We start from the raw sequence: 12,043 nt of genomic DNA, 5'->3' as shown, positions 1-12,043 counted from the left end.
TCAATGACTTGTTGCATCATTGCCATCCCAACGGGGCAGGCGAATAGGTTTCATAAGGATTATCGGCAGGATAACCATCAGGATATCCCAAATAAACGTATAGGCCCCAACCATACAAATCCCCATTCTGCTTGATGCCAAAAGAAGCATAACCGGCAGCAATGGATTTCCAATCTGTCGCTGTTTCTATCTGCGCCGGAAATGATGTAACGCTCGTACCTGTACCATTGCCAAGATTTCCGCCAACATTATCGCCCAGGCCCACAAGCTTCCATCCGTTTTCAAAGCCAATCCAAAAAACATCGCGCTGGCTTTTACCTCTTTCCAGTCATGGTCTGTGCCTACTTGGGTTGGAATAGCGTAATCCGTATTATTGCCAAGCCCGAGATTGCCGAATCCGTTATAACCCCAAGCCCATAAACTACCGTCAGTTTTGATGGCAAAACTGTAATTCCCGCCTGCTGATATGGATTTCCAGTCATGGCCAGAACCGATTTGCTGCGGCACAAAGGCGGCAAGATTGCTTCCGTTTCCGATTTGGCCGTCGCTATTGCTGCCCCAAGCCCATAATGTGCCGTCTGCCCGCAGGCCAAGAATATGCCCCGTCTGTACAGAAATGTCAGCCCACACATGGCTATTGTCAATCAGGATGGGCGAAAGCACATAAAGAATGTCAGGATCGACGCCCAAGCCAAGCCATGTATAATCGCCCCAGCCCCACAGGCTTCCGTCGTTTTTGATGGCTAATGTAAATCCCTGTCCCGTATCGATCTTTTCCAGTCAGTCGCGCTGCCGACCTGATGGGGAGCAAGCGCATCCTCCATTGTGCCTATGCCCAATTGGCCACCATTATTCACGCCCCATGCCCATAGCGTACCGTCAAATTTGATAGCAAAAGAATTATATTCTCCGGCATGAACCGATTTCCAGGAGCCGTCCATGATTTGCGCCGGGGCAATAGTGGTGTCCGTTCCGGCCGATCCATTGCCAAGCAGACCGAACGCATCCGTGCCCCAGCTCCAAAGCGTGCCGTCTGCCTTAATGGCGATTGTCTGAAGCGTGTTCGATGAAATATCGTTGAACTTTTCAGCGGTAACATTAGAATTGTTGTTAGATGAATTGTCATCATTACTGCTGCACCCTGCCAGAAACAGTAGAGTTGCTGATAGATAGCTTAAAAAATATTGCTTTCTCATGATTTGCGGATTTAGGCTAACGAGCCGTTACTTAACTCTGCCAGTCTTTTTTGATAGGCCTCTTCTAAGTTCGCTTTGAACTTTTTGTTTTGGCGAAGAGAATAAATGCCGAGGATAATCATCGGAATGCCGAAGATGGCACCTAATACCGTAATTGTCATGAAGATGCCGCCAATGATAAGCCCCCATGCAAAGAATTTTCTGAATCCGCCAGAATTTTCCAGCCCGGACTTCATGGTGTATACTGTGTCGGCATTGTCTGCCTGTTTTAACGCGCCGTAGATAGCGCGACTGTCTTTAAAAATTTGAAACATAATTTGGATTTTAGTCGTTAATGATTTCTCCCAAAGGTGCTTGCAAGCCTATAGTAGATTTTAATTTTACAGCTAAAATAATAAATTGCGGTTTTAAGACCGCAATAATTTTACGTTTTTTTTCATTTTGTTGATGACTTTTGTTCGATGCAACAAAAGCTAGACGAATTAAAGGCAGAATTGACGCAACGGGTTCACACGCTTTTCATAGAAAAGTTCGATGGAAAGCAGCGCGAATTTGCACGGGCTGTGGGTTGTGATGAGAAGATTGTACGTAAGCTTTTTCGTGGTGAGCAGGGAATGACCGTGAATCTTCTGTTTAAAATGGCGGCCGCTTTGAAAGTAAAGCCAGTTGATTTACTTGAGGGGCTCAGTCTAGGTGAATAAAATTTAGAACTAAAGTAATAAGAAAAGTAAATTTTAGTGCAATATATATCTCAAATTAATATTTAAAATATCTGTGTACGGAATTACTAAATAACCATCTAAATCTTTTATTTCATTTTTTACTTTTGATTTAATTTCAAAATTTCTATTTTCCTTTTTAGGTTCTGCTAAAACAATAAAATCCACTGAATTATCATTGTTTAGTTGATAACCTGCTATACGTCCAGAGTATAGGATACTTTCGTCAGATTTTACTAATACATCGGCAAATTGATAACTTACATCTTCGGAAGTAATAGTGCCCTCATTATAAGATTTAATGTCTAGAACTTCACCAGAGAATAAATAATACCAAGTATTGTCGTATTGATAAAATTTGTTCTTGCGATCAATTTTCTTGGATCGTATATAATTCCTGATAATAAAACTAATTATCGCAGAAAAAAGAGTTAGTAGTATAAAATATAATGAAATTTGCCCAACATTATTACTTATATCAGAGTAATCTTTTATATCTCCTGGATTTAGCAATAATTTTAATGTGATTACAAAGTCAATTTTAAATCCAAAAATTCCAACACAAAGAATCCATGTAGAATGAATTATAAATGACAAAAAAATAGCACTAAATATTTCTTGAAGAGTATTTCTAGAAATATGATTTTTGGATAATTCTTTGGTATAGTACACCCTTCTTGCGATAATCGCAGGGCTTACTAAAATAAAAATAATTAAACTACTAATAGCTAAATTCACTTACTCTTAAATTTTCTAAAAGTATATGTTTTGTCGCCATTTTCAGATTTAATAGTAAACACATCTTTATTTTTAGATTCTTGATAAAATTGATTCGAAAGATACTTATCAGTAAAAACTTCTGCCGGGCCAGCATGACAACTTAGTCTCCGTATCTCCTGTTAAGATTTTATATAAGCTACTTTCCTTCCAAGTCTTTTTGTTTTTTAAATTCACTTGAGATTCTCTTCCTGCTTTAGCTTTTACTATTCTAATATGACGTTTTAGTCTGACCATATCTTCGGATTTTGTCGATCGAAAATTTCTATTTCTTGAAATAAAGGCTGCAGTCTCTAAAGCTAGGTATGACACGATTGGGATGTAATTTGCTGCCAAAACAAAGTCATAATTCAATCTGTGAATCTTTTTATTTACAGACCTAATTACTTTCCGATAAATCGGAGACTCTTGTTTCGGCATAGCTCCAACAGCTACCAAAGAAGAACGTTTCTCATCATTTAACATAACAAAATTATTACGCCACATAGCTTTTAGCGGCAAAACTTCATTGTAAAGTTAATACTCATTTCGACACAAAACAAATTTTTTTGTTACAATTTACGATTTTAAACAAATTTTTAAGATTTTATTAAGAGTTTGATAGTTTTAAATAATCGCATTTAGAGATTTATATTGAAAAAATAAATTTCATTTAATTCTTTAAAAAATTCATTAAATGACTTGAATCATCAATGTAAATAAGCAATTAGAAAGTTTTATATTATAATATAAATATTATAAATCTTTGTAAATTTTAACATTTTATTTAGAAACGTTTAATTAAAAATTTTCGGAGATTATCCTTAAATATTTCTAAATAATCAAATATCATATTAATATATTTCAATCAAAACTTTCAAATCAATTAAATTGATACCTAAAACATATTACATAGATCAACTTCTTACAAATTCAAAAGTAATAATGACTGCTTCATCACAAGGAAGAGTTTTCACATATCTTTCTTCCGTCACAGTGATAATCTTCACCATATCAAAAGTCAGGCTGTTAGACAGTTTTTCCAGACGCAATCCACGCAAATAAATCGTACCTGTCGTAAAAGTCAGCCGAATGCAGTTTTCCGCCGGATTATACTCGCCATCCATTAGATGCGCGTAGTTGAAGAAGTGTCGCGATCCGTCAGCCATGTTGATAATGAGCTTTCGCACATGCCCGCTACGGTCATGCTCGACAAAGGAATTGCCGCCGTCACCTTCTGCCTTGTCGCCGTATAGTCTGTCATAGTTATTCATCGCTCCAGTTCTCTTTCATTTTCTAAATGGCGGTATTGTTCAATTTCCGATGCAATCACAAAATCCAGATGCATCCGGTTCCTGCCGACCAGTTCCAAAGCGCCCTGCCTGTCGCCGAGCTTCATGGCATGCTCCAGCAGTTCTTCGCGGTCGTCGGTATAAACCGTCACGCCCTGCTTTGCTCGGGACACAGACACATAGAACTGCTTGGCATTGGTCGCCCCAAATGTCGAGCCAGGCTGATAGATGAACACCTTATCGACCGTCTTGCCTTGCGATGCGTGGGAGGTCATGCAATGCGCATAAGCAAGCAACCCGCAATCCTGCCGGACTTCGTAATTATTGCCGCTGACCTTGTTTTGCAGGAATATCTTTCCCTCCGCAACCTTGACGACCTCGGCAATGGTGCCGTTGTTCAGCCTCTTGCCGTTCAGGTCAAAGCTGTTATCGGTGAAGCGCATCTTATCGCCCTTTGAAAGGCCGATATCCTGCGCCAGATAGACGCCGAACTTACCGGCCTTGGCAAGCGGCAGAATGCCGGTTTCGCCATCACGGTTTTGGAGCCGGACAATGTCTTCTCCAGCGGCAACAATCTCCCACTGGCTGCCGCGCCTGAAGCCTTTGGCATTCTGGTTGAACTTCACAAAATCGCCTTCGGTGTAATTCCGCGCGTCCTGCCGTTCGGCTTCTGTCATGTTAAGATTACGCAATTGACGGGTCATGGTTTCCCGTTTTCCGAGCAAGCCTTCTTCCCGCAGCCGCTCCCTGATTTTCGCCGTGACCTCGTCGCCTTGGGCATGCGTCGGCGAAATCAACAATGCCTCTTCGCCGTTTTTTACACTGGCAATATAATCATCCACCAAATCCTTCGTCGGGTCTTTGGGATCGGTCATTTTAATCGCCTCCATCTGGTCGAGCTTCTCAAAAGCCGTCGCGACATTGCCCCGCGCCAGTTCCGCAACCGCTTCCTTGTGAACGAGGTTTTGCTGTCGATAAATCTTGTTGACTTCTGCCGCCTTGATGCCGGCAACCGTGTTCAGGACGCGCAGGGCATCGCCGCGCACCACAGCGGCATGCTGGCGCGTGTCGCCGCCAAGAATAACTTGCGCATTACTTTCCTGCGCCACGCGCAAGATCTTCAGCATGTCCTGCGTGCCCAATTGCCCTGCCTCGTCAATCCAAAGCACTTGGTTCTTTAGTTGCTCCTGCTTTGACGGGTCGGAGAGCAGACGCGCCACCGTCATTGCGTTTCCGAAACCGGCTTTGGGGAGGGTATTATTCGCCGTATCGGTGCCAGGCGCCGCAACAATGACTTGCTTTCCCGCCGCATTCATTTTCTCGACCGCTTCGACCATAAGCGTGGTTTTGCCCGTTCCCGCCACACCGCGAATAATCGAAACCCTGTCTGCCGTGGTCAGGACATGGGCAACCGCCGCGGCTTGCTTGCCAGTCACGCCCAATTGCGGCGCTTCGGCATAAAGGGGCTTTATCGCGCCTTTGCCTTTTCGTGCCAATTCGACCATTTGCTTTTCTTCGAGCAAGACCTCCTTTGTCGTGCATTTCATCTGCCCGCCATCAAGGACGCGAATAACGCTTTTATCACTTGCTAGAACATCGTCGATTTCCTTGCTCGACAAACCCGTGCCGATGGCCTGGCTGTATGCTTTTGCCAGAAGGCGGCGCTCGGCAATGACCGAAGCCCGCTCAAAGCTATGGTGCTTGGCTTGATCGATGCAGTCCTTGCCCTCGTAAGGGGTTAAGACCTTCGCTTCCGTGCCGCGCAGCTCCTGCCTCGCTTCCTTCCCGACCTCCAAATCCTGAATTTGCTCCCGCCAAGCCTCGCAAAGCGCTTCCATCGTGCTTCCGGCTTGCTTCTTCGCACGGCTATGCGCGCCTATGGCATCCTTGCCTTTGGCGCTTGTAATGCCCATTTCCTCGGCAATGCGGCCTATCTCATCGGTACGCTTGGAGAAATGGCCGATAACGGCTTCTGGCACGCCATCAAGCTCAAAGGAAAGTCCGGTTTTGCGGATGCCGTAGCCTAGTTCGGCCAGCTTATCCGAGAAGTTCTTATGAAAATGCGCCTGATAATAGGGCATGTCCCGCTTGATGTCCTGAAACTTCGCCGCCTTGATGCGTCCTTCGGTCTCGTCATAGGTAGCGTTGAAGACAAAGCAATGGCTGTGCAAATGCGGGTCAGGAGACATGCCGTTAACTGGTCGCGCAGTCTGGTGGGTAAAGTGCGCCCAGGCGAGTTCATGTGCCTGGCGGTCTTCATATCGCCCCTGAAGCCGCACCCGCGTCTGGGTATCGGCCTCAATCAGATGCATGGTCTTGGTCACGCTTTGCTGAAAAGCATTCAGGATATGGTTATCGCCGCTGAAGGCGTGGAAGATGGAAACGGATTTCGGGCAATGGAAATTAATGTCATAACCGACCGTGCGGTTTTCATCGGTGCGCGGAGTCAGGTTCTTGCCTGTATGCGGATTAAGGTTGTCGCAGAGGGCATCAAACGCCTTTTGCATCGATACGCCGTCAAGATTCAGCCGTTCAGCCAATCTGCCCTGCCAGAACCCGGGCAGTTCCTGATTGCCCAGAAAGTAATCGGACTTGGAAAGGGCTTCCTTGAAATACTGTTTTGCCGCCGAGCGGCTTTGAATCATCCTGATCATGTCGTGGAAGATAAAATGACTTTTTAAAATTGACGGTCGCTTTCGCAGACCGTCAACTACAAATAATGATTTTTAACCTAAAAGCTGTGTTGAGAAGTGTTCAAGGCTGTGCTGAAAAAAGCGCGGAGCTGTGCTGGCAAATCGCCAAAGCTATGCTCACAAACCCCCACCCGGCGCCCCAGGAATTTCTACAGACATCTTCCCTTAGCACAGCTAAGGGGATATCAGCTCACAGCTAAGACCGGCGTGACATTGGCCACGAACGGTAAAAGTTGTCTTCTTTCATCTTCAGAGTCAGGAACGATGCCCCGATACTTCACCCTGCCAGCCATACCTTTGACGAAGACCTTCTCCATATCTTCATTCAAGATAATTTGATCAATTTGGCTGAGCAAATCATGCTTGGAAGCTTCGTAGGCGGCAATGTAGCTGACGCAATATACGATACTGCTTAACATCAGAAACCACCCGAAATATTGACCAATCAGGGCAAGGAAAAAGCCGCAGATAAAGAACGGCGCAGGCTCGAAATAGCATTCAATATTTTTTGTATTGGTTTCAATAAAGGAAAACTTTTGCTCCCTGAAAATCGGGTGGATATCACCGTCATATTGGCTGTATTTGGTGAAATCAAACAGCGATTTTGTAGGTCGCTGCGCCTTCTTATGCTTCCAACTATACTTTAAGAACAAAGCTATAAAGGCATACCATGATATATATGCCCACCATTTAACCTTAAATTCCTGCGGCTCGACCATTCCTCCAAGACCGCCATAGACACGCATGGTATTTATATGGATGCCATATTGAATGTAAGTAAAGGCGACAGGAAGCATCGCCAGAAAAATCGCGACGGTGAGCGCACTGGCGAGATTGAAATAACGCTCGCCAAAGTTCTTGCGGGTAAAAACTTCAATCATAAGGCGGTGATAGCTGGCAAAGCCGGTCAGCATGCCAAAGATATTGTATTTAAGAAGGTTGACTCTGCCGCCGTTCGTTCTGCGGATGTTGAGCTTTTGCAAATGGGAATTGTCTTGTGTTTTCATGATTGTAAAATTTAAAAGTTATAAAGTGAAATTTTGATTAAAGGGAATTAAGGCATAATTAAAGGGCGGAGCGATTGGTTTGCCGAGTACGTGCATGATGGCCTCAGTAACCCCATTATTGCCGCGGCCGCCATTTTTAAGAGACATGAACCGCTCCGGCCTTTCCAGCTTATCGATGCGAAACGAGCGGGTCTGGCCTAAATTGAAACTGCCGCCGATTGAGGAATTGGACGATTTTTCTTCATATCCGGCGTCGCCGATGAGATCGGAAGCATAGCGGTTGGTCTGGATGTCCGCATTTGCATGGAAGAGCTTCGTATTAAGCGTACCCAAAAAACTATGGACTTTATCTTCTGATTTCGCACTCCCCATATTGGCAAGGTAGTTAGGCAGATTTTGCGAGATATAGACCGTTGCGATATTCTTGCTTCTGGCGGTTGCCTGAAAATCCGGATCGTGTTCATGAATGAAATTCTGCGCTTCGTCTGCCCACAAGAAAACCGGCCTTTCGAAATTGACGCTTTTCTCCATTGCCCGTTGCCAGATGAACTTAAACATGACCTGGCTATCACGGCCAATTTTATGATACTTCTTGACGGGCAGGTTAAGCAGGATGATTTTTCCATCCCGGGAGCTTTCAGGCGTAAAATTCGACTTGTTACGGCAGAATAATCGATAAACAGGGTCTTGCAAAAGCCGAAACAAGAAATTGGAAAAAGAGAAGTCAATAATCGACCGCGTTTTTTCAGCAAGGCTCACATAGCTTTCAAGAAAGAACTGGTCGATATGATCAAAAAGTCGGACTTCGGGATGGGCATCATGAAGCGCCATATCGCAAGCCTCAGTGCCTTCGGCTTGCAGGCGCATCATTTCCGATGTCGGGAGCTTTTCCTGCCATTCACGAGTCAACTGGCGTGCCTTTGCCGCTGCCGCGTCCAACGCGAGCATATAAGGCGTTTTTCTCTTGCTATCGGCTTCTTTCGCATGTCCATATTGGTTGCCCTGCTTGGGGATGGTCTGCACAATATCATACATGCGTTGCACGGACACTTCACCATAAGCCAAGCGGCAGAGGTCAATGACATGGTGGACAAGCAAATCGAGGGAATTCTCCCAAAACGGGTCTGCTTTGCTGCCGCTGGATTTCTCCTCACTTGCCCTGATAACGGTCTTGAGATATTCGACGATATTTCCCGTCATCGTTTCGCCCTGGCTCTCGAAATCCAAGAGGTTATAGAAGTTATTGCCTTTGGGATCGACGATGATGAGGTCATTCATGCGTCCGGCTTCGATGCAGTACTTTTCCCAAAGTTCCTTTTCGTCTGTCTTGACGGTCAGGACAAGCCCGCCGAAGCCTGCCTGAAGGTATTTGAGCGCCAGCGTCCGCCCGGAACCGGAGGTCTTGCCGGAGCCTATGCCGCCGAAGATTTGGACGCCTTCAACGGCATCCCCAATTGTCCAGTTTCGGCCGTGGACATCCTTGCCGCTCAAATTCAGGAGCGGCCTATCTAAATCAAATGGATTCATAAAAATAGGTGTTGGTGAAAGAAAAAGAATCTAACGGTCTGGTGCTATATCGCGGTCGATTTCTCGCGATGGCGGCGGCAGTCCATAATCCTTTTCCTGCATCCAATGAGGCTGCAAATCGCGGAGTTTTTCAAGCAGAAATTGCCTGTGTCCATCTTTGAAACCCTCGATGCGGGGAAGTTGGCTCCGAATGCCTGATAATTTTTCGGCAAGGGCGGGATGGTGCAGGGCTACGAGATAGCCCTCATTGAACCCTTTCAGGTAAAGTGTTTCCATTTTTAAAAGGTGTTTTTGCTGTGTTTTTCAAGATATTCATTCAGGCTGTCGCAATCATACAGAATGATTTTCTTTTGCGGTTGCGAGAAGCGGATTTTCCCCTCATCGCGGAGTTTTTGCATCGTGGTCTTGGACTTTGTATTGAGCATGCGCATTGCATCAATATCATTAACCCATTTCCAACTTTCTTCGTTGGTGTCGCCCCTAATTCTATGGACGACTTCTTCGATCAGGGCATAGAAAGCCTGGTCTTGGAGGCAGATGACTTCCATGATTTTTAAAGATATTGGTTAGTGGAAAATGTAAAGAACGTGTGCTTTAAAAGCGAGATTAAAAAGGGAGAATGCGAAAAGATTTTTTCGCAATAGTTTGAGAAGAAATTGTAAAACAAAAATGATGTATATGGTCTACAATTTTGAGTGCAAAAATTAAGGAGATATATTTAAATTTAGTTTCCATGTTTTGGAATTTGATATGATAAAATTACCTAAAATATTCCGTTCATAAAGTATGCAATCATACGAAAGTTGCGGTCAATCGATATGCTGTAAAATTAACTCGTCTAAATGCACCAAAATGAAAGAAATTTAACAATAAAAATTGAAATTTCTTACAATTATTTTGAACCATTTGAATGCAAAAAGCCAGTTATTGTCTATTTATTGAATAACATTTACTAAAAAATTTAGCCTTTTAATTTGATGGTATACTCGGATATGAATGTTAGGAGAAGAAAAACTGCCACACCGTGAAATACTTGAATTCCTAAATAATACTTAAAATATCGTAGTTGGGCGAATTTAAAGCTATTTACATCGGACTTATTAGTTAAAATATTAAAAAGTCAATAATTCATTAATTTAATGGCATAAAAATTGAAAATTATATAAACGTAACAAAAAATTTTTATCATGAAAACATTAATGACTACAGCAGCTTTTATGCTGACTATGCTTGCAAATGCTCAACAATCAAATCAAAGAGAGCAAGTTGCAAATCAAATTGCTACTAAAGATATTAATAACGCTGGTTGGACAACAGCAGGTGAGCGAGAGCGTATCATAAGAGACGCAAAAATTGAGTCTATGCATGAAGCACCTGAAAGACCAGAGCACGAGTCTCATGAAAAATCCGATCATGAAGCTCCTGAAAAACCCGAGCATGATCGACCAGATCATGAACCAGGTGGCAATAGATAAATTTAAAGGCAATCAGTTGATTGCCTTTTTTTGTATTTTAATGTCATGAATAATTACAAACCTATCACAGCTTCCAAAGCATCGTCTGCGTCTTTATAAACGAAGTTGGCTTGATAGCCTATCGTCGTTTTTATATCGCTATGCCGGTATAATTTTTGAAGCATTTGTACAGGAATTTTATCTCCTGCTAAAGTCGCGAAGGTATGCCGCGAAATGTGCATCGTGACCTTTCCCTCTATTCCAGCCGCCGGGATAATTAAACTATGAAACATTTTATTGTAACGGTTGACGGTTTGCGCTATTTTGCGTTTGACCTCAAAATCATCATTTAAATCCGACACCACTTTGAGGTCATGGAAGATTAAATCGTCTTTTCTCTTTTTTGAGTCGATATACTTATTCAAAATTGCAAGTGCTTTTTCAGGTGCTTTCAATGAACCTGACTTTTGATTTTTCCCCATTGTGTAATGCAGGCGCATCTCTTTGAAGTCTGACCATCGCAAGCGCAAAACATCCGAAATACGCATTCCAGCAAAATAATAAGAGACAAGCCAAAGATTCCTGGCATGGTCATGAATGGGATTATCCAAGATAACAGCTTCCAACCTGGCAACATCTTCCGAAGAAATACCAACCTTTGTGCTTTCAGGAAATTCAATTGACGCTTTGCCCTTTCCAAATGGATAATATTTTTCTTCAGTCACACCGTCCTTGATAGCCTGACTAAATACTGAGCGAATGACCATTAGATAATTGGCAATCGTTCTATCACTGGATTTACGTTTTGCTTTTAATTCAATTCCAAATCTATTGAGCAATCCTACCGTGATGTCCGAAAAGGCAATGTCGCTAAGGCCTGCTTCTTTAACATCTTTGATTCCGGTCGGCTTCTCTTTGGTTATATCTTTACCACAGATAAACTTTTGAAAGATTTTTACGCGAGATTTCTCAGCGATATAACAGTTATAATTTCCAGTCGCCTGAAGATTTTTTAAGTATAACTCAGCCTGCGAAAAGAATAGACTTCCACCCTGCGGTTTAATTTTCTGTTTAATAGCGCGTGTCGATACTTCACCTTTTTGAGTTTCGGCCTCAATAGACTTGTCGCTTGCCTCCGCTTTCTTAGCAAGTATAAGGTTATTTAGTCGCTTCGAATTTGGATGCGAAGATTTTACCCGCTGTTCTGCCTCAATCCATTCATCTTCTTTAAGATGATAGCCTAAGTGAATGAATGATGTTTTTCTGTCTTTCGTTATGCGTATTGCAAGAGGGTAAGTGCCGTCTTTATTGGCTTTCTTACGCAATACTACTTTAATTGTTGCCATGGCGTATAAGTTTTAATGTATTGTAAAGATACAAAATTTAGGTACAACATAGG

At 43.2% G+C, this 12,043-nt stretch carries 14 protein-coding genes; 2 read left to right on the top strand and 12 right to left on the bottom strand.

The features are described from left to right. Positions 1-186 precede the first annotated feature (186 nt). Genes ACSLFW_RS08415 through ACSLFW_RS08405 form a run of 3 tightly spaced genes read right to left on the bottom strand, consistent with a single transcriptional unit; the run spans position 187 to position 1,510 of the window. Positions 187-690 (bottom strand): RCC1 domain-containing protein, encoded by a 504-nt coding sequence (locus ACSLFW_RS08415; protein ID WP_436555386.1) that lies wholly within the window; start codon positions 688-690, stop codon positions 187-189. Between the two features lie 53 nt (positions 691-743). Continuing rightward, positions 744-1,196, bottom strand: a complete 453-nt coding sequence (locus tag ACSLFW_RS08410; RefSeq protein WP_436555385.1) for a hypothetical protein — start codon at positions 1,194-1,196, stop codon at positions 744-746. A gap of 11 nt (positions 1,197-1,207) precedes the next feature. Beyond that, entirely contained in the window at positions 1,208-1,510 is a 303-nt protein-coding gene (locus ACSLFW_RS08405; protein ID WP_436555384.1) for a DUF5362 family protein, read from the bottom strand. 147 nt (positions 1,511-1,657) lie between these two features. On the opposite strand from ACSLFW_RS08405, the gene ACSLFW_RS08400 reads away from it, so the two are divergent. Next, on the top strand, positions 1,658-1,897 hold the full coding sequence (locus tag ACSLFW_RS08400) for a helix-turn-helix domain-containing protein (RefSeq protein WP_436555383.1): 240 nt from the start codon (positions 1,658-1,660) through the stop codon (positions 1,895-1,897). Between the two features lie 33 nt (positions 1,898-1,930). Here the strand turns inward: ACSLFW_RS08400 and ACSLFW_RS08395 are convergent, their stop codons facing one another. The 8 genes from ACSLFW_RS08395 to ACSLFW_RS08360 form a co-directional block, all read right to left on the bottom strand. Then, positions 1,931-2,653: a hypothetical protein gene (locus tag ACSLFW_RS08395; RefSeq protein ID WP_436555382.1), complete on the bottom strand. Its 723-nt coding sequence runs from the start codon at positions 2,651-2,653 to the stop codon at positions 1,931-1,933. Between the two features lie 108 nt (positions 2,654-2,761). Beyond that, the gene (locus ACSLFW_RS08390) at positions 2,762-3,178 is read right to left on the bottom strand and encodes a hypothetical protein (protein ID WP_436555381.1); all 417 of its coding nucleotides are present in this window, start codon (positions 3,176-3,178) and stop codon (positions 2,762-2,764) included. Positions 3,179-3,588: 410 nt separating this feature from the next. Next, positions 3,589-3,945 carry a hypothetical protein gene (locus tag ACSLFW_RS08385; protein WP_436555380.1) on the bottom strand — a complete coding sequence of 119 codons (357 nt, stop codon included), beginning with the start codon at positions 3,943-3,945 and terminating at the stop codon, positions 3,589-3,591. Further along, entirely contained in the window at positions 3,942-6,608 is a 2,667-nt protein-coding gene (gene mobF, locus ACSLFW_RS08380) for a MobF family relaxase (protein ID WP_436555379.1), read from the bottom strand. Before mobF ends, ACSLFW_RS08385 begins: the two co-directional genes overlap by 4 nt. Before the next feature lie 233 nt (positions 6,609-6,841). Beyond that, positions 6,842-7,663 (bottom strand): hypothetical protein, encoded by an 822-nt coding sequence (locus ACSLFW_RS08375; RefSeq protein ID WP_436555378.1) that lies wholly within the window; start codon positions 7,661-7,663, stop codon positions 6,842-6,844. A gap of 18 nt (positions 7,664-7,681) precedes the next feature. After that, entirely contained in the window at positions 7,682-9,190 is a 1,509-nt protein-coding gene (locus ACSLFW_RS08370; RefSeq protein ID WP_436555377.1) for a type IV secretory system conjugative DNA transfer family protein, read from the bottom strand. A 30-nt stretch (positions 9,191-9,220) separates the two neighbouring features. Next, a complete protein-coding gene (locus ACSLFW_RS08365) occupies positions 9,221-9,466 on the bottom strand; it encodes a hypothetical protein (RefSeq protein WP_436555376.1) in 246 nt (81 codons plus the stop codon). Between the two features lie 2 nt (positions 9,467-9,468). Beyond that, positions 9,469-9,738 carry a helix-turn-helix domain-containing protein gene (locus tag ACSLFW_RS08360; protein ID WP_436555375.1) on the bottom strand — a complete coding sequence of 90 codons (270 nt, stop codon included), beginning with the start codon at positions 9,736-9,738 and terminating at the stop codon, positions 9,469-9,471. A 639-nt stretch (positions 9,739-10,377) separates the two neighbouring features. On the opposite strand from ACSLFW_RS08360, the gene ACSLFW_RS08355 reads away from it, so the two are divergent. Continuing rightward, positions 10,378-10,665 (top strand): hypothetical protein, encoded by a 288-nt coding sequence (locus ACSLFW_RS08355; RefSeq protein WP_436555374.1) that lies wholly within the window; start codon positions 10,378-10,380, stop codon positions 10,663-10,665. Positions 10,666-10,718: 53 nt separating this feature from the next. Here ACSLFW_RS08355 and ACSLFW_RS08350 read toward each other — a convergent pair whose 3' ends face one another. Further along, positions 10,719-11,990, bottom strand: coding sequence for a tyrosine-type recombinase/integrase (locus ACSLFW_RS08350; RefSeq protein WP_436555373.1), 1,272 nt, complete (start codon positions 11,988-11,990; stop codon positions 10,719-10,721). Between the last annotated feature and the right edge of the window lie 53 nt (positions 11,991-12,043).

This window comes from Flavobacterium sp. 3HN19-14, from assembly GCF_051373205.1.
Taxonomy (GTDB): domain Bacteria; phylum Bacteroidota; class Bacteroidia; order Flavobacteriales; family Flavobacteriaceae; genus Flavobacterium.
The sequence above is the reverse complement of the archived record's forward strand: the minus strand, read 5'-3'. Positions and strand labels throughout refer to the sequence as shown.

Excerpts from the sequence above, each read along its gene's own strand:
- ACSLFW_RS08405 (WP_436555384.1), bottom strand. The coding sequence starts at position 1,510 with ATGTTTCAAATTTTTAAAGACAGTCGCGCTATCTACGGCGCGTTAAAA.
- ACSLFW_RS08390 (WP_436555381.1), bottom strand. The coding sequence starts at position 3,178 with ATGTGGCGTAATAATTTTGTTATGTTAAATGATGAGAAACGTTCTTCT.
- ACSLFW_RS08360 (WP_436555375.1), bottom strand. The coding sequence starts at position 9,738 with ATGGAAGTCATCTGCCTCCAAGACCAGGCTTTCTATGCCCTGATCGAA.
- ACSLFW_RS08350 (WP_436555373.1), bottom strand. The coding sequence starts at position 11,990 with ATGGCAACAATTAAAGTAGTATTGCGTAAGAAAGCCAATAAAGACGGC.
- ACSLFW_RS08375 (WP_436555378.1), bottom strand. The coding sequence starts at position 7,663 with ATGAAAACACAAGACAATTCCCATTTGCAAAAGCTCAACATCCGCAGA.
- mobF (WP_436555379.1), bottom strand. The coding sequence starts at position 6,608 with ATGATTCAAAGCCGCTCGGCGGCAAAACAGTATTTCAAGGAAGCCCTT.
- ACSLFW_RS08385 (WP_436555380.1), bottom strand. The coding sequence starts at position 3,945 with ATGAATAACTATGACAGACTATACGGCGACAAGGCAGAAGGTGACGGC.
- ACSLFW_RS08355 (WP_436555374.1), top strand. The coding sequence starts at position 10,378 with ATGAAAACATTAATGACTACAGCAGCTTTTATGCTGACTATGCTTGCA.
- ACSLFW_RS08370 (WP_436555377.1), bottom strand. The coding sequence starts at position 9,190 with ATGAATCCATTTGATTTAGATAGGCCGCTCCTGAATTTGAGCGGCAAG.
- ACSLFW_RS08400 (WP_436555383.1), top strand. The coding sequence starts at position 1,658 with ATGCAACAAAAGCTAGACGAATTAAAGGCAGAATTGACGCAACGGGTT.
- ACSLFW_RS08365 (WP_436555376.1), bottom strand. The coding sequence starts at position 9,466 with ATGGAAACACTTTACCTGAAAGGGTTCAATGAGGGCTATCTCGTAGCC.
- ACSLFW_RS08410 (WP_436555385.1), bottom strand. The coding sequence starts at position 1,196 with ATGAGAAAGCAATATTTTTTAAGCTATCTATCAGCAACTCTACTGTTT.